Origin of the sequence: Bacillus sp. Y3 (genome assembly GCF_008123875.1) — a bacterium.
GTDB lineage: Bacteria > Bacillota > Bacilli > Bacillales > Bacillaceae > Bacillus > Bacillus altitudinis.
Window position 1 is genome coordinate 674987 of sequence record NZ_VSSC01000003.1, and the last position, 17226, is coordinate 692212.

A 17226-nucleotide genomic window follows, 5' to 3' on the forward strand; every position below is an offset into this window, starting at 1 on the left:
AATTTCATTCCTTTTCTTTTAGATGAAGCTCTAGTTTTTCGTATTGCTCTTTTAATTTCAAGTAGTCGTGGACGACATTGACTGCTGTCAGTACAGCTAATTTGTTTATATCAAGGTATGGATTTTTTTCATTGATTTCTCTCATTTTATCATCAACAATTGAAGCAACATGTCGCATATGCATCTTCGTTTCTTGACCGATGATCGTATAGGACTGTCCGTAAATCTCAACTGTTGTTTTCGTTTTACCGCCGTCAGACAACGTTTCTCCTCCATTCCACGAGAATCCTAGTCTCTATCATAACATGTTTAGACATTGAATGGAAAGACGAGCCCTTCCCTGTTATGGTACACTTTAGAAATCAATGATATCAAGGTAAAAAGGAGTTATCCACTGTGCCCCAATCCGTCTTAAAAGCAACATCAGAAGACATGAAAAAAATGAAGAGCGTGTACGCTCAGCATTTAACTGACACTTTGCCGCCAGGCGCTCTATTTCAAGCAAAGGTTCCCGGCTGTACGATTACAGCCTACAAATCTGGAAAAGTGCTGTTCCAAGGACAAAAGGCAGAAGCTGAAGCGAGTCAGTTCAACCATTTACAAGCAGCTGAAACAAAAAGCAAAAAAACACCATCCATCACACAGTACAGCCCACCACCCGGCATTGCTTCCATGTCGGTTATTGGCTCAGATGAGGTCGGTACTGGCGATTATTTTGGACCCATTACGGTCTGTGCGGCTTATGTTGATTCCAGTCAGCTTGCTCTCATGAAAGAGCTCGGGGTGAAAGACTCAAAAGGACTCAAAGATCCGCAGATTATCAACATTGCCAAAGACTTGATCAAAACCATCCCGTTCAGCCTTCTCGTGCTTCGGAATGAAAAATACAATGCGATGCAGGAAAAGGGTATGAGCCAAGGAAAAATGAAGGCACTGCTTCATAACCAAGTCATCACCTCCGTGCTAGAAAAACTGGATGGCAAGAAACCAGAAGCCATTCTCATTGACCAATTTGCCGAACCAGGCATTTATTTCAGGCACCTTGCGGGGAAAAAGATCATTCGGGAGCGTACATATTTTAGTACGAAAGCAGAAGGCATCCACTTATCGGTTGCTGCAGCTTCTATTATTGCAAGATATGCTTTTTTAATTGAAATGGATAAATTATCAAAAGCAGCGGGCTTTGACATTCCAAAAGGGGCCGGTCCGCATGTTGACAAAGCGGCAGCAAAGCTGATGAAACAGCACGGCGAAGAGGCTTTACGCCAATTTACAAAACTTCATTTTGCCAACACCCAAAAAGCGAAAAAATGGTTATAATTAAAAAAGAGCTATCGCCCATAAGGTGATAGCTCTCAGATTATTGACAAAGGGCTAAAATGAACTTGATTTTAGCCCTTTGTCTTCTTTTAGCGTGATAGAAAACCTTTGCAGCCCTAGGAAGGACGAGCACTGGCACAGAGCGAATTTGACATTCGTGAGTACCAGCGCGCAGGACTGACAACGAATGCGAGGGTTTGTCTACACGCTAAGAGCTATCGCCCATAAAGCGATAGCTCTTTTGATTATCCGCGCAAGACGGCTTGATACGTATCTTCTAATGCTTTCAATACGTTTGTATGAACAGCCGTGACTTCTTCCTCGGTCAACGTTTGTTCTGGGTTCAAATATTGCAGAGAGAATGCAACAGACTTTTTACCTTCTTCCATATGCTCACCCTCATACACATCAAAGACGGAAAGATCTGTGAGCAATTGTCCGCCAGCTTCATAAATGACTTGCTCCAGCTGTCCGCTTGAAATATGCTGATCGACGACAAGTGCGATGTCTCTTGTCACTGCTGGGAATCTTGGAATAGCCGTATATTTCATATCCTCTGTTTCAGACGTCATTACATCTGTTAAATCAAATTCAAATACATACGTTTCTTTTAAATCTAATTCCTTTTCCACTACTGGATGAAGTGCAGCTACAAAGCCAATCACTTTTCCATTTAAATGAACATCGGCTGTACGTCCTGGGTGAAGGCCCTCACGCTCTGCTTGAACATACGTGATCTCTCCTGATACACCAAGCTTTTCAAACAGCCCTTCTGCAATACCCTTCGCTACATAAAAATCGACAGCTTTTTTCTCGCCCTGCCAAAGATTTTTATGCCATAAGCCTGTCAGCGCACCAGCGACATGTTCTTTCTCCACCGGTTTTGCCCCTTCAGCTTCTGCTAAGAACACAGAACCCGTTTCATAAAAGGCAAAAGAATCAGCTTGTCTTGCTAAGTTATATGCAACAGAATCAAGTAAGTTTGGCAGAAGGCTTTGTCTCAACACACTTCGTTCCTCACTCATCGGCAAGGAAAGTCTTGTTTGATAAGCTGGATTTAAAGCAAAGGCTGTGGACTTATGCTGATTCGTTAATGAATACGTAATCGCTTGAGAAAGCCCTGCGCCCTCTAAGAAACGTCTCACCTTTCTGCGCTTCACTTGGTATGGCGTGAGACCGCCAACGGTACCAGCTGTCGCAGGGAGTGTAGATGGAATATTGTCGTAGCCGTATAATCTCGCGACTTCTTCAATGAGGTCTTCTTCAATCGTAATATCCATTCTGCGGGAAGGAACCGTTACGACAAGCACATCATTTGATTCGCCCACAGTAAAGCCTAGTTTGTTGAAAATCTGAATCATATCTTCTTTTGAAATGCTCATACCAAGCACCTTGTTCACACGCTCAGTTGATACGTGGATGACATTCATACTTGTTTCAAGGTGGTTTTCCTCCACAGTCCCGCTTAACACTTCACCACCTGCATAGATGCTGATCAATTGCGCTGCTCTTTCGGCTGCTGATTTCGTCCGCTGCGGATCGAGCCCTTTTTCAAATCTTGTGCTTGATTCACTGCGAAGCCCTAAGTCTCTAGATGCTTGACGGACGGTTTGACCGTTGAAATATGCCGCTTCTAAAAGAATCGTTGTCGTCTCATCACGCACCTCTGATTCAAAACCGCCCATGACGCCTGCAACAGCATGCGCTTTTGTGCCATTTGTAATGACAAGATGCTTCGAAGACAATGTACGTTCTTGTTCATCCAGAGTTTGAATCATTTCATTTTCAGCCGCTTTACGTACGACCACCTGCTTTGAACCAAAGCGGTCATAATCAAAGGCATGTAGAGGTTGGCCGTATTCAAGTAAGACAAAATTCGTAATATCCACGACGTTGTTAATTGGGCGGATACCTGCATTCATCAATCTTGTTTGTATCCAAAGTGGTGCTGGTCCAATCTTTACATTTTTAATGATCTTCGCTGCATAAAGTGGATTCGCTTCTTGATCCTCAATTTTAACAGAAATATAGTCTGCTGCTTTTTCAGAAGAAGTGTCATGCGCTGTATCAGGAAGCTTGATGTCTCTCCCTAAAATGGCGGCAACCTCATAAGCGACACCTAGCATATTAAGGGCATCAGCACGGTTTGGTGTTAAGCCAAGCTCAAGTACCGCATCATCTAATTGAAGTGCTTGAAGGGCATCATCCCCTGGTTTCACGTCATTCGGGAAAACAAAGATGCCTTCTGCATATTCTTTTGGTACGAGCTTGCTCTCTACGCCTAATTCTTGCAGAGAACAAATCATGCCATGAGACTCTTCACCGCGCAGTTTTGCTTTTTTAATTTTAAAGTTTCCAGGAAGGACTGCACCAACCGTTGCGACGGCCACATGCTGTCCTTTATCCACATTTGGAGCCCCGCATATAATTTGCACCGGTGCGTCTTCGCCGATATCAACAAGACATTTGTTTAATTTATCCGCATTCGGATGCTGTTCACGTTCAATGACGTGTCCAACGACAACACCTTTGATGCCTTCGCCTTTATACTCAACGGCTTCCACTTCAATTCCGCTTCTTGTGATTTTCTCTGCTAATTCATCCGGCTGAATGCCTTCTAAATCGACATAGTCCTCTAACCATTTATATGAAACAAACATGTTGATTTCCTCCTCTTAGTCCTGCTTAAATTGCTTCGTGAATCTAATATCATTTGTGTAGAAATGACGAATGTCATCTATGCCGTATTTGAGCATCGCAATACGTTCAACACCCATTCCAAAAGCAAAGCCTTGGTAAGTATCTGGATCAAATCCGCTCATTTTTAATACATTCGGGTGAACCATTCCTGCACCTAAAATTTCAATCCAGCCTGTTCCTTTACATACAGAACAGCCTTTCCCGCCGCATTTAAAGCATGACACATCAACTTCAACGGAAGGTTCTGTGAATGGGAAAAAGCTTGGGCGCAGTCTAATTTCACGATCCTCACCAAACATTTTTCTTGCGACTGTCTCAAGCGTTCCTTTGAGGTCACTCATGCTAATATTGTGATCGACCACAAGTCCTTCAATTTGCATGAATTGATGGGAGTGAGTGGCATCATCGCTGTCACGTCTATATACCTTACCAGGGCAGATGATTTTCACAGGGCCTTGGCCTTTATATTTCTCAAGTGTACGTGCTTGAACGGGTGATGTTTGCGTTCTCATGAGTGTGTCTTCAGTAATATAGAAGCTGTCCTGCATATCACGTGCCGGATGTTCTTTTGGAAGATTGAGCGCTTCAAAGTTATAGTAATCTGTTTCCACCTCAGGGCCCTCTTCAACGGTATAGCCCATGCCGATAAATAAATCTTCAATATCTTCTACGACAATCGTTAATGGATGTCTTGCCCCGATTTTGATCGGACTTGCTGGTAATGTGACATCAATGGTTTGAGAAGCCAGTTTCTTTTTCACTTCTTCTGCTTCTAGCTGCTCATTTTTTTCAGCAATGGCACCAGCAATCTGCTCTCTCACTTCATTTGCAAGTGCGCCCATTTTTGGTCTTTCTTCAGCGGAAAGCTTGCCCATTCCGCGCAGCACTTCTGTAATCGGACCTTTTTTCCCTAAATATTGAACACGAATATCATTGACTTCTTTGAGCGAGCTGGCTGCTTCTACCTTCGCTATCGCTTCTGTTTCAAGCTGTTTTAACGTTTCTTGCATGAGTGTGATCCTCCTTTTAATATACAAAACCGTCTGAATAAACGGGTGTTTGATTGTTTGAAGACAATAAAAAAACTCGTTCCTCCATAAAAGAAGGGACGAGTTGTGGTCGCGGTACCACCCTTGTTAAGCACAAATATATGTGCGAATAAGCTTCATTGACATAACGGAATCAAACGAATCCGGTCCACCTTTACGCAAAACCTGCGGTCCCGGTGACAACTCCAGAGGTGAATTCCTGTTTCAGCATTCCTTAAATGCACTTTCAGTCTACGATGCATTCTCCCTATTAGGACGCTCCGTGAAACAATCTTCCTCTATCATGGTTTTTAAAATATTAGTTTCATTATAGTGAAAAACAGGACGTGTTGCAACACTATCCGCGCAAATGATAGACAAGAACCGCTGCTGCCACAGCTACATTTAAAGATTCTGCCTGGCCGTACATTGGCACATATAAATTTTGGTCTGTCATTTGCAAAATCTCTGGATCAATGCCTGCTCCCTCGTTGCCAACAATTAATGCAAATGGACCTTCTGATGCTATGTGTCTATACTCTTTCGCATTTTTTAAAGCAGTGCCATATACAGGTATACCTTGCGCCTTTAATGCTGGAATTGTCTGTTGAAGTGTTTGTTTTAAGATAGGCAGGTGAAAATGAGACCCTTGTGCTGAACGGAGCGTTTTTCCGTTAAACGCATCAACGGTTCCATCCCCTAGGACCACAGCATCAAGCCCCGCTGCATCTGCTGTCCGAATGAGTGTGCCTAAATTCCCCGGATCCTGCACTGCATCTAACAGAAGCATTCGTTCATACTTTTTCTCCTCAAATACAGGAATGGTACAAACAGCTGCGATTTGCTGAGGTGTTTCCGTTTCCGTCATCGCAGTAAAAGCCTCTTCACTTAATTCATACAGCTCAATGTCAGGCTCGATGTCAGCAGGGAGCATGTCAGGTGTTGTGATCATTAACTCTTTCACAACCCCGCTTTTTAATGCTTCTTCTACTAAGTGTTTTCCTTCAACAAGGAATAGCCCTGTTTTCGTTCGTTCTTTTTTTGTATGGAGCTTTTTCCATTGTTTAATGTGTGCGTTTTTAGCTGATTCTATATATTTCAAGCGACTTTAACTCCTTTAAATATCATGAATTTATTATATCTCAAGCACACTACATAATAAACCTGTCTTTGAGACAGAATAGGGCTATCACCATCAAAAAAGGAGTGTGGGCAATGGATTTTAATTTAAGAGGCGCAGTGATTCAAAACATTACTGGCCATAATCAAGAGCAGCTTGAGCATACGATTTTAGATGCGATTCAAAGTGGCGAGGAAAAAATGCTACCAGGGCTTGGCGTTTTGTTTGAGGTGTTATGGCAAGAGGCATCAGAAGATGAAAAGAATGAAATTCTTGAAACATTAGAGCAGGGCTTAAAGCCTGAGCATCAGCAATAACAAGAAGCCGGTTTGCTTATCTATAAGCAAGCCGGCTTTGTTCATTTAGCCAGTGATTGGCGTCTCCATTCGAAGAGCTGGATCGCGCCAGATCTCGACCCATTTTTTAATAGCGAACACGATAATGACAAAACCTAAAATCAGCATAATCATCGAAAGCACGGCATTTAGTACACTGTAGCCAGATGCTTCAGGATTGAGATAGACATTCGCAACCATCCAATAACCCGCATAATTCACCGTCACATATAAGTAAGCAAGTGGAATTAAACAAGTCAACATATACCGCCTTTTATCCGCAATTTTTAACACAACCGTCGCCCCAATGATTAATCCGACCGAGGCCATTAGTTGGTTTGACACACCAAAGAGTGCCCAAATGGACCCAATGTCTCCAGAGTAAAGCAAGTATCCCCACATAAAACAAGCAAGTGCACTCGCAAAGACTGACCCTGGTACCCAGTCATTTCGTTTCAGCGGTTTATATGCTTCTCCAAAGAAGTCTTGGATCAAATATCGCGCGACACGGGTTCCTGCGTCAATCGCCGTTAAAATAAAGACGGCTTCAAACATAATCACGAATTGGAAGAAATAAGAGGCCAAATGACTAAAGAACGGAATACCCGTAAAGATGTACGCCATCCCTACAGCTAATGTAACAGCTCCACCTGTTCTTCCTTCTAAGTCAAGACCGATTTCTTTGCTTAGTTGAGGAAGATTCTCGACACTCATACCAAGCGTACGGAACACTTCAGGTGTACTATTAATTGCAAAATAATCTCCCGGATGAAGCGCAGTAGCGGCAATTAACGCCATGATTCCCACTAAACATTCTACGAGCATCGCGCCAAACGCCACCGGCTTCATATCACTCCAACGATCTAGCATTTTTGGCGTTGTGCCTGAGCCAACAAATGCATGAAAACCAGAAATCGCGCCACAAGCAATGGTAATCGAAATAAAAGGCCATACAGGTCCAGCTAAGACAGGCCCTCCTCCATTTACAAACTCCGTAAACGCCGGAAATTGGATGGTTGGATTAACCACAAAGATTCCCGCAATCAGCGCGATGAAAACACCAATTTTCATAAAACTGCTTAAATAGTCTCTTGGTGCCAAAAGCAACCAAACCGGCAGGGCCGCAGCAAAGAACGCATAGATTGGCAGGGCAAGGGCAAGCGTTTTTGTATCAAGTGTTAACAATTCTCCAAGTGCTGTTCCTTGAATATTCGGTCCAAGGAATACCCCCAACATCAGTAATATGAATCCCGCAGATGTCGCCAGCTTTAAATTGCCTGTCTTTTTATAATAAAGGCCGACTCCCATCGCTATTGGAATGGTAATACCAACTGCAAAGGTTCCCCAAGGATTTCGTTCTAAAGCATGAAGCACAACCATGGACAGTCCTGCCATTGTAATTGTAATAATAAATAACATGGCGAGCCCTGTGCAAAATCCTGCCACAGGACCAAGCTCCTCTTTCGCTACCTCGGATAGTGATTTCCCCTTTTTTCGCATCGAAGCAAACAAGACCACAAGATCATGAACAGCTCCGCCAATCACCGCTCCAATTAAGAGCCAAAGGAGACCAGGTAAATACCCAAATTGTGCGGCTAAAATCGGACCAACTAATGGACCGGCAGCGGCAATTGCAGCAAAGTGATGCCCAAATGTGACCCATTTGTTTGTTGGCACATAATCTTTCCCATCCTCGAGTGCATGAGCCGGTGTAGGATGATCATCTGTGACCTTTAGTACCTTCACCATCATAAACGTGCCATAGAGGCGATAGGCAATCGCTAAAATACACATCGATCCTATCACAATTGAAACCGCATTCATTTAACCATCCCCTTTGTATAAACAATTTGTTACAAATATAACATAAATTGAGTGATTTTTCTTTCTTTTAAAACCAAGTTGACAAATATGAATAATTGATTTAATCTAAAATAAGCTTCACCTACTTCCATAAACTCTCTTTTGACAGAGCAAGTTTGAGGCTCTGTCCTTTTTTATTGATTTCATCTTACATAAATACAAGATGGATCACATGTGCCTTCCTCACTAGAAAAATATCACTTCATTTACTTGAAAACAGTTCTTTTGACACAACTTACATTCCAACGTTCATTTCCTGGGAAATTCAACGCAATTAAAAAACCTTTCCCCATATTGGAGAAAGGCTTCGTCTTAAGAACCGTACGTAATTTGGTTTACCGTTTTTTGGTCAAGTCTTTTAATGACTTCTGTTAAAAGCTTCACCGCATTTTCATAATCATCTCGATGAATCATGGCTGCATGGGTATGAATATATCTGCTCGGAATCCCGATGGATAGTGATGGAACGCCATGACCTGTTAAGTGAATACCTCCAGCATCTGTTCCTCCACCTGGCATGGAATCATATTGATAAGGAATGTTTAATTCATCCGCAGTTTGGACAACAAAATCGCGAAGCCCTTTATGAGAAACCATGGAAGCGTCGAATACGACAATCGTTGGTCCTTTGCCAAGTTTGCTTGTTGCTTCTTTTTCAGTAATACCTGGTGTATCACCTGCTACTCCAACATCAATAGCAAATCCAATATCAGGCTGGATGGTAGCTGCAGCTGTTTTAGCTCCGCGTAAGCCAACTTCCTCTTGGACAGTTGCTACACTGTATGCAATATTTTCATGCTGAGTATCCTTTAAATTCTTCATGACATCAATCGCTACTGCACAGCCGATACGGTTGTCCCAGGCTTTTGCAAGAAGCATTTTTTCGTCATTCATTACCGTAAACTCAAAGTAAGGTACGATTTGATCTCCAGGGAGGACTCCCCATTCCATTGCCTGTTCTTTGCTCGAAGCCCCAATATCAATGAACATATCTGTGATTTCGATTGATTTCTTTCGTGCTTCTGGTGATAAGACATGTGGCGGTTTAGAACCAATCACACCTGTAATGTCTCCTTTTTTCGTCACAATGGTGACACGCTGCGCCAGCATCACTTGAGACCACCAGCCACCGACCGTTTGAAAACGAATATAGCCTTTGTCATCGATTTTTGTCACCATGAATCCTACTTCATCTAAGTGACCAGCAAGCATCACTTTAGGCCCATTTGCATTTCCTTCCTTCTTAGCAATTAAGCTGCCAAGGCGGTCTGTAGAGACTTCATCCGCATATGTTTCTATGTATGACTGCATGACTTTTTTTACATCACGTTCATTTCCTGGAATCCCTTTTGCATCCGTTAGGTCTTTCAGCATAGTTAATGTTTGATCTAGTTTTGTCATTCTGTGTATCCTCCTTTTTCTTCATGGTGCATTCTTATTATACAAAACCTCTTTCGTTCAATACGATCTTTTTATGAATATTTTTTCGTTAATCGAAATATTTTTTTAAAAAAAGTTGAAACCTTTTGTCTTTCTCATTCGTAGTACATCAGATAACGGTATTGGAGGTGCATCCTGTCATGTTTGTCATCCTCATTAGACTTGCTCTTGTTGCATTGCTTGTCTATATTTTCTACATGGCGGTAAAATTCTTCTCAAACCCGAGAAGAAAGCTGAAACAAGCACAATTAAAAGAAGGCTTTTATTTTATGGACGAACAGCAAAATGCCCGTAAAAATTTTAATTTCGTCTATAAAGGTGTCTTGTTTGAAGGGGAGAAGCATGTTCCTTCTAAGGATCATCCTCTGTTTGTCCACTCCATTTACGTTTGGACGGAGTCACCTGAGAAGCTAAATGAATTCATATTAGAAGACTTTGAAAAACTTGAGGAAAACATCATTGAACGGTATCCTCAAACAAAAATTGATTGGGATCAGCCCATCAAAAAAATCAAACAAAAAAAGGGAGCAGACACGCCGACTTAACGGCGTCTGCTCCCTTTTCAGATGAGATTGAAATAGACCAATATCACCAATTGGACAACAATTAAAGCAGGCATACCCATTTGAAAAGCAGGATGCTTCGTTTTATGACGGAAATACTGCATGCCAAGAAATGACCCAGCAGCACCAAAAAGTACTGCGGCACTCCATAAGTGCGCTTCTGATATTCTCCATTTGTGTGCTTTCGCCCGGCGTTTATCCTCTCCCATGAGACAAAACCCATAGACATTGACCAAGATGAGCAGCACGATCAGAGCGATATTCATTGATTTCACCTCACATGATGAGAAAAAAAGATCACTCCTTGGCGGAATGATCTTTTATATGACTTACTTGTCTAGTTGTGCTTTTGCAGCATCAGCAAGCTGGTTGAATGCGTTTAGGTCATTCACAGCAAGATCAGCAAGCATTTTGCGGTTTACTTCGATACCAGAAAGCTTTAAGCCATGCATTAAACGGCTGTAAGAAAGACCGTTCATACGAGCTGCAGCATTGATACGAGTGATCCATAGTTTACGGAAGTCACGTTTTTTCTGACGACGGTCACGGAAAGCGTAGTTTCCAGATTTCATCACCTGTTGGTTTGCTACTTTATATAATCTATGTTTTGAACCGAAATAACCTTTTGCTAATTTAAGAACCTTTTTACGACGCTGACGCGACACAGTTCCGCCTTTTACTCTTGGCATTGTAATTCCCTCCTATGTTTCCTATTCCAGATTACTTGATGTTTGCAAGTTGTTGTTTGATACGTTTGAAATCTCCAGCACTTACGATTGCGCTCTTACGCAATTTACGTTTTTGCTTTGTAGATTTGTTAGCGAACAAGTGACTTGTGTACGCATGAGAACGTTTAAGTTTACCAGAACCTGTTTTTTTGAAACGTTTAGCAGATCCGCGGTGAGTTTTCATTTTTGGCATTGGATGTTTCCTCCCTCTGTTACTTTTACTTTTCGACTTTTGGTGCAAGCATGAGGAACATGCTGCGTCCGTCCATCTTAGGTTTTGTTTCTACTGTTGCTACTTCAGCGCAAGCTTCAGAGAAACGGTCTAACACGCGCTGTCCGATTTCTTTATGCGTAATCGCACGGCCTTTAAAGCGGATAGAAGCTTTCACTTTATCTCCCTTTTCAAGGAATTTGATTGCATTACGGAGCTTCGTGTTAAAATCATGTTCATCGATTGTCGGGCTCAACCGAACTTCTTTTAAGCTAATGATTTTTTGATTCTTACGTGCCTCTTTTTCCTTCTTCTGTTGTTCGAATCGGAACTTACCATAGTCCATGATTCGGCAAACAGGTGGTTTTGCATTTGCAGCAACTAACACAAGGTCAAGATTGGCTTTCGTAGCAATTTCCAGAGCTTCCTGGCGGGTTTTAATCCCAAGCTGATCGCCATTTTGTCCGATCAAACGAACTTCACGCGCACGAATACCTTCATTAACTAATTGATCTTTGCTAATAGTGAGCCACCTCCATGAGATTTTGAATTGAGTTCACAATTCATTTTGACCATTTCGTTGTATGTTTTACAGGCAAACAAAAAGTGTGGGCATATAAAACACCCACACTGCGAACATTTGCATGAAAAAATAAATGTACGGTCAACCTGTCAACTACAAACATGTGTCAATCAGGTGAGAAGCGGGTGCTTCTGCTTGTGATATCTATTCAATTCGTTAATTATTCTACACAATTTTCATTTGTCCGTCAAGTAACCGAACTCTTGAAACAACTTTTTCATTTTAGCATGACGAAATGATTTGAGCAAGACTTATTTAAAAAGTAAAAAAGTCTCTTCAATTCCTTCAATATTTCATTAACACACCGATATAAATCAAGTTGTATACATAAAAAACCAAAATATAAACCATATTCCATATAAAAAAGGGTATTATATCTATTTTTTCAAAAAAATGATTGATTTTATAATTCTTTAGACTTATCATTGGAGAAGTATTCAAATTCATTTAATAAAATAAGGAAAAGTAGGGGATTTATTTGAAAAAGTTTTTTAAGATTGGGTGTCTTAGTATCATTATTCTCATTTTGATTATTATCTTTGTATCTTGTATGGCTGGGGGCGGCAGCAAAAAAGATAATACATCAAATACTGGTTCTAAAAATGCAGTAACGAGTAGCGAAAAGAAAAATGATAAAGAAAAAACGCATAAAATTGGAGATAAAGTAGCAGTCGAAGACTTTACTTATCAAGTAAACAGCGTAACAGAAGCGAAATCTTTGCAAAAACAGTATTTGAGCGATGTAACGACAGACGGCAAATTTGTAATTGTTGAAGTAACGGTCAAAAATACAGGTAAAAAAGGTAGAATGGTAGATACTGAGATGTTCAGGTTAATTGGCAAAGACGGCACAGAATACAAATCACTTGCAACAAATAATATGTATGTAAATGATACGGATTCAAGTTTCTTCTTAAAACAAATAAATCCTAAATTATCTAAAAAAGGTAGAATTGCTTTTGAAGTTCCAAACGAAAAGAAATTCTCACTTCAAGTCTCATCAGGATTAGGATGGACTGGCGGTAAGTATAAGACCATTGATTTATCAAAATAATGTAAGAGTGCACATTTTTGTGCACTTTTTTTATTACTAAATAATCTATTTAAACTCTAAAACTTCTATTGTAAAATGAACATGAGCCTGTCACATGCAATTGAGGGTAACTACATACATAACAAGGGAGAAGATCATGAAAGCCGTATTTTTCGATTTAGATGATACTTTGCTTTGGGATGAAAAAAGCATTCATACCACTTTTCAGGAAACATGCAGGGAAGCGGAAAAGAAATATGGACTTGATCCAGAATCGTTTGAACAGATTGTGCGTGAAGAAGCAAGAAAGCTGTACTCTTCTTATGAAACATATGATTATACTGTCATGATTGGCATTAATCCTTTTGAAGGACTGTGGTCCAATTTTAGTGAGCCGATTAGCGAAGGCTTTCAAAAGCTGAACGCCCTTGCACCAGAGTATCGCAAAAATGCTTGGACGAACGGCTTAAAAGAGGCAGGAATTGACGATGAAGCATTTGGTCAATACTTAGCAGACTTCTTTGCAGCAGAGCGCAGAAAACGCCCGTATGTCTATGAAGAAACGTATCCTGTTTTAGAGCGCCTGAAGGGCAGCTATGAATTACTTCTTTTAACAAATGGAGATCCTAGTCTGCAAAAAGAAAAACTTGCAGGTGTCCCGGAACTTGCCCCTTACTTTAATGAAATTGTGATTTCAGGAGATTACGGGAAAGGAAAGCCTGATCCTGGCATCTTTGAGCACTGCCTTCAGCTGTTAAATCTCACAAAAGATGATGTCATCATGGTAGGGGATAATCCAAAAACAGATATTCTCGGCGCTTCTCGCGCTGGCATCCAAACGGTTTGGATCAATCGTCATGGCAAGAAAAATGAAACAGATGTGACACCAGATTATGAAATTAAAGACTTACACGAATTGTTTGATATTTTAAAATAAACCATAGGAAAAACACCCTTCTCCTGATCGAGATTGGTGTTTTTTCGTTTTCGGCTATACAATTGCTGCTAGACTTTGTGCTTGACGATCTAAGCCGCGTGCTGCATCTCCTACATTCATGAATTCCTCGCTTGCTTGCTTGACAAGATCCCGGTTTGTAAACACGCTTGTCTTTGCACGGCTTGTTCCGTTGCTGACCTTTTCAACTTCTAAATGGATCGCCTTCACATAACGATCCACCTTTACAATCGCTTCCTTTGAATCTGTCGCAAGCTTACGGATTTCTGCCGCGACGACACTAAAGCCATTTCCATAGGAACCCGCATGCGCAGCTTCTATGGCCGCGTTCAATGCGAGCAGCTGTGTTTGGGAAGCGATACTGTTAATCGTTGTAGCAATTGAGCTGATCGACTCCACCTGCTCTGTTAACCCTTCTAGCAAACTCATGTTTTGATCCGTTTCATTCGCAATATGTTCAAAAGAAGCATTTACACTTTGACTATGCTGGATGCCGATTTCCGCTCGCTCCATTAATTTAGCAGACATATCCTTTAGGTCTTCTACTACCTGCTTCATTGTGTTTTCTCTCTCCGTAATATCTGTTGCCACTTTCACGACAGCCACTACGTTCCCCTCTTCATTGAGCACTGGTGTATACGTCGCTTCAAGCCATAAGGTGTCACCGTACTTCGTGATCCGCTGCACCTTTTCCTGAAACACTTGACCATTCTTCAAACGCTTCCAAAACATTTGATAACTTGCGTCTTCTGCAATATGCGGAGGACAAAACTGTCTATGCTTTAAACCAATCATTTCTTCCTTTGAATATCTTATGGCTTTTGCAAAAATATCATTGACCCATAGGACCTTACCTGTGACATCAAATTCAATCATCGCCAGTGAGTGCTCTAACGCACGAAGCACAGCTGATTGCTCTAATACTTGTGTTGATATAGTATTTGTTGTTTGAATCATCGCTTTCATTCCCCCAATTTGCCTCTCTCTAATAGTACATACTTACCCATACTTTCGTACTATCTAAACGTATCATTTGCGCAAATGGATCACTAGTGGAGAATTTTTTTCCATAAGAAAAAAGCCAGCAACCTCAATAGATGAGATCACTGACTGTTTCGTTCGCCTTCATTATTTTTTTGCTTCTGCGACTGCATGTTTCACAAAAGCTTCGAGGTCCATTGTTTCTGAATCTTGTTCCCCATATTTTCTTACATTAACTGCGCCATTTTCTGCTTCTTGATCACCGACAACTAGCATGTACGGAATCTTTTGCATTTGCGCTTCTCTAATTTTGTATCCTATTTTTTCATCACGACTGTCTAATTCTACACGCAGTCCTTCAAGCTGCAAACGTTCTTGCACTTTTTTCGCGTAATCTAGATGGACAGATGGTGAAACCGGGATGACTTGGAATTGTACAGGTGCCAGCCATGTTGGAAGGGCTCCTTTGTATTCTTCAATTAAGAAGGCAACGAAGCGTTCCATTGTGGACACAACTCCTCTATGAATGACAACTGGACGATGGTGTTTTCCATCTTCTCCGATATATGTGAGATCGAAACGCTCTGGAAGTAAGAAGTCTAGCTGTACAGTAGACAAAGTCTCTTCTTTTCCAAGAGCTGTCTTTACTTGGACGTCAAGCTTCGGACCATAAAATGCCGCTTCGCCTTCTGCTTCATAGTAGTCATGTCCAAGCTCGTCCATTGCATCTTTCAGCATAGACTGCGCTTTATTCCACATCGCATCATCGTCGAAATACTTCTCAGTATCTTCTGGATCACGGTAAGATAAGCGGAATGTGTAGTCATTCAAGCCAAAGTCTTGATACACTTCTTCAATTAGGCGAACTGTACGAATGAATTCGTCTTTGATTTGATCTGGACGAACAAAGATATGGGCATCGTTTAATGTCATCCCTCGAACACGCTGAAGGCCGGATAAAGCACCTGACATTTCATAACGGTGCATTGTACCAAGCTCTGCAATCCGAATTGGCAATTCGCGATAGCTATGCGGCTCGTTTTTGTAAATCATCATATGGTGCGGGCAGTTCATTGGACGGAGGACAAGATCTTCGTTGTCCATTTCCATGACCGGGAACATATCTTCTTGATAATGCGCCCAGTGTCCTGATGTTTTATACAATTCTACACTCGCAAGAACGGGTGTATACACATGCTCATAACCAAGGCGTACTTCTTTATCAACAATATAACGCTCAATGACGCGGCGGATTGTTGCCCCTTTTGGCAGCCAGAGCGGAAGACCTTGGCCCACCTTTTGAGAGTTCGCAAACAGTTTCAATTCTTTTCCTAGTTTACGGTGATCGCGCTCTTTTGCTTCTTCAAGCAGACGTAAATGCTCGTTTAATTCTTCTTTGCTGAAGAAAGCTGTTCCGTAAATACGCTGAAGCATTTGGTTGTTACTGTCGCCTCTCCAGTAAGCACCTGCAAGGCTTAACAGCTTGAATTCTTTGATTTTCCCTGTAGACGGCAAGTGAATACCACGGCATAGATCGAAGAATTCACCTTGCTCATAAATTGTGACGGCTTCGCCTTCTGGGATTGCTTCTAACAGCTCTAGCTTCAATTCATCGCCAATTGCTTCAAAGCGTGCTTTTGCTTCTTCTCTAGAAACTTCAATGCGCTCAATCGGCAAATTGCTGTTAATGATTTTTTTCATTTCTTTTTCAATCTTTGGTAAATCTTCAGGTGTAATCGCTACATCGATGTCAACATCATAGTAAAAGCCATTTTCGATGACAGGGCCTACGCCAAACTGGACGTGATGCTCTTTTCCATAAATGCGTTTGATTGCCTGCGCTAGTAAATGCGCTGTGCTGTGGCGCATAATATCGAGCGCTTCTTCACTCTTATCTGTGATAATCTCGATTGTTCCACTTTCTAACAGCGGCGTACGCAGATCTATTTCTTTGCCGTTCAATTTACCGGCAAGCGCTTTTTTCTTTAGGCCTGGGCTAATTGATGCCGCGATGTCTTCTGTTGTAGCTGTTTTGTCAAACTCCTTGACTGCTCCATCTGGAAATGTAAGTTGAATTTGTTCTGACATCTCTAGTCACTCCTTTTTTTGGCAATATAAAAACCCCGCCCCCTGGAAAGGGACGAGGTTGAATAAACGGAATCGTGGTTCCACCCTTTTTCCCGTATTTGCAGCTTGCTTTGTCAAAAGCAAATACGGCTTGTGGTTCAATAACGGGAATTCCCGTCAGCTATTACTAAACAGTTCACAGCTGATGTTCAAAGGTGGTAAAGCAAATGGTCCTCTGCTAGGAAGCTTTCAGCCACGGCTTCCCTCTCTTTAAGCGGGTGTTCATTTGTTCATATCCT

The 17226-nt window shown here is 41.6% G+C and carries 17 protein-coding genes and 2 other annotated features (1 of these 19 running past the window's edge); of the genes, 5 read left to right on the forward strand and 12 right to left on the reverse strand.

Going from position 1 to position 17226, the window contains the following annotated elements:
* Positions 1–4: 4 nt before the first annotated feature.
* Positions 5–262: a cell division protein ZapA gene (zapA, locus tag FXF70_RS08575; RefSeq protein WP_008345998.1), complete on the reverse strand. Its 258-nt coding sequence runs from the start codon at positions 260–262 to the stop codon at positions 5–7.
* Positions 263–396: 134 nt separating this feature from the next.
* Between zapA and rnhC the strand changes: the two genes are divergently transcribed.
* Entirely contained in the window at positions 397–1320 is a 924-nt protein-coding gene (gene rnhC, locus FXF70_RS08580; RefSeq protein ID WP_035391180.1) for a ribonuclease HIII, read from the forward strand.
* Positions 1321–1565: 245 nt separating this feature from the next.
* Here the strand turns inward: rnhC and pheT are convergent, their stop codons facing one another.
* The 3 genes from pheT to FXF70_RS08595 form a co-directional block, all read right to left on the reverse strand.
* The gene (gene pheT, locus FXF70_RS08585; protein ID WP_148780110.1) at positions 1566–3980 is read right to left on the reverse strand and encodes a phenylalanine--tRNA ligase subunit beta; all 2415 of its coding nucleotides are present in this window, start codon (positions 3978–3980) and stop codon (positions 1566–1568) included.
* A 15-nt stretch (positions 3981–3995) separates the two neighbouring features.
* On the reverse strand, positions 3996–5030 hold the full coding sequence (gene pheS, locus FXF70_RS08590; RefSeq protein ID WP_008346004.1) for a phenylalanine--tRNA ligase subunit alpha: 1035 nt from the start codon (positions 5028–5030) through the stop codon (positions 3996–3998).
* Between the two features lie 376 nt (positions 5031–5406).
* Entirely contained in the window at positions 5407–6150 is a 744-nt protein-coding gene (locus FXF70_RS08595; protein ID WP_017358254.1) for a TrmH family RNA methyltransferase, read from the reverse strand.
* A gap of 113 nt (positions 6151–6263) precedes the next feature.
* Between FXF70_RS08595 and sspI the strand changes: the two genes are divergently transcribed.
* On the forward strand, positions 6264–6485 hold the full coding sequence (sspI, locus tag FXF70_RS08600; protein ID WP_008346010.1) for a small acid-soluble spore protein SspI: 222 nt from the start codon (positions 6264–6266) through the stop codon (positions 6483–6485).
* A 45-nt stretch (positions 6486–6530) separates the two neighbouring features.
* On the opposite strand, the gene cstA is transcribed toward sspI, so the two are convergent.
* A complete protein-coding gene (cstA, locus tag FXF70_RS08605; RefSeq protein WP_148780111.1) occupies positions 6531–8327 on the reverse strand; it encodes a carbon starvation protein CstA in 1797 nt (598 codons plus the stop codon).
* A gap of 351 nt (positions 8328–8678) precedes the next feature.
* Positions 8679–9767: a M42 family metallopeptidase gene (locus FXF70_RS08610; protein WP_008346014.1), complete on the reverse strand. Its 1089-nt coding sequence runs from the start codon at positions 9765–9767 to the stop codon at positions 8679–8681.
* A 179-nt stretch (positions 9768–9946) separates the two neighbouring features.
* Between FXF70_RS08610 and FXF70_RS08615 the strand changes: the two genes are divergently transcribed.
* On the forward strand, positions 9947–10351 hold the full coding sequence (locus FXF70_RS08615; protein WP_148780112.1) for a sigma-w pathway protein ysdB: 405 nt from the start codon (positions 9947–9949) through the stop codon (positions 10349–10351).
* 17 nt (positions 10352–10368) lie between these two features.
* Here FXF70_RS08615 and FXF70_RS08620 read toward each other — a convergent pair whose 3' ends face one another.
* The 4 genes from FXF70_RS08620 to infC all read right to left on the reverse strand — a co-directional run bounded on the left by FXF70_RS08620 (position 10369) and on the right by infC (position 11831).
* On the reverse strand, positions 10369–10635 hold the full coding sequence (locus FXF70_RS08620; protein WP_148780113.1) for a DUF1294 domain-containing protein: 267 nt from the start codon (positions 10633–10635) through the stop codon (positions 10369–10371).
* 63 nt (positions 10636–10698) lie between these two features.
* A complete protein-coding gene (gene rplT, locus FXF70_RS08625; protein WP_007501659.1) occupies positions 10699–11058 on the reverse strand; it encodes a 50S ribosomal protein L20 in 360 nt (119 codons plus the stop codon).
* A gap of 31 nt (positions 11059–11089) precedes the next feature.
* A complete protein-coding gene (gene rpmI / locus FXF70_RS08630) occupies positions 11090–11290 on the reverse strand; it encodes a 50S ribosomal protein L35 (RefSeq protein ID WP_003216324.1) in 201 nt (66 codons plus the stop codon).
* Between the two features lie 25 nt (positions 11291–11315).
* Positions 11316–11831, reverse strand: a complete 516-nt coding sequence (gene infC / locus FXF70_RS08635) for a translation initiation factor IF-3 (RefSeq protein WP_024718649.1) — start codon at positions 11829–11831, stop codon at positions 11316–11318.
* Between the two features lie 71 nt (positions 11832–11902).
* Positions 11903–12034 (reverse strand) — a sequence feature (ribosomal protein L20 leader region).
* A gap of 335 nt (positions 12035–12369) precedes the next feature.
* Between infC and FXF70_RS08640 the strand changes: the two genes are divergently transcribed.
* Both FXF70_RS08640 and FXF70_RS08645 read left to right on the forward strand, forming a co-directional pair.
* The gene (locus tag FXF70_RS08640; RefSeq protein WP_025207763.1) at positions 12370–12945 is read left to right on the forward strand and encodes a DUF4352 domain-containing protein; all 576 of its coding nucleotides are present in this window, start codon (positions 12370–12372) and stop codon (positions 12943–12945) included.
* Positions 12946–13081: 136 nt separating this feature from the next.
* On the forward strand, positions 13082–13861 hold the full coding sequence (locus FXF70_RS08645; RefSeq protein ID WP_039964096.1) for an HAD family hydrolase: 780 nt from the start codon (positions 13082–13084) through the stop codon (positions 13859–13861).
* Positions 13862–13915: 54 nt separating this feature from the next.
* Here the strand turns inward: FXF70_RS08645 and FXF70_RS08650 are convergent, their stop codons facing one another.
* Positions 13916–14836: a methyl-accepting chemotaxis protein gene (locus tag FXF70_RS08650; RefSeq protein ID WP_148780114.1), complete on the reverse strand. Its 921-nt coding sequence runs from the start codon at positions 14834–14836 to the stop codon at positions 13916–13918.
* A 171-nt stretch (positions 14837–15007) separates the two neighbouring features.
* Positions 15008–16948 carry a threonine--tRNA ligase gene (gene thrS, locus FXF70_RS08655; RefSeq protein ID WP_007501674.1) on the reverse strand — a complete coding sequence of 647 codons (1941 nt, stop codon included), beginning with the start codon at positions 16946–16948 and terminating at the stop codon, positions 15008–15010.
* Positions 16949–16993: 45 nt separating this feature from the next.
* Positions 16994–17226 (reverse strand) — a binding site (T-box leader) (it continues 15 nt past the right edge of the window).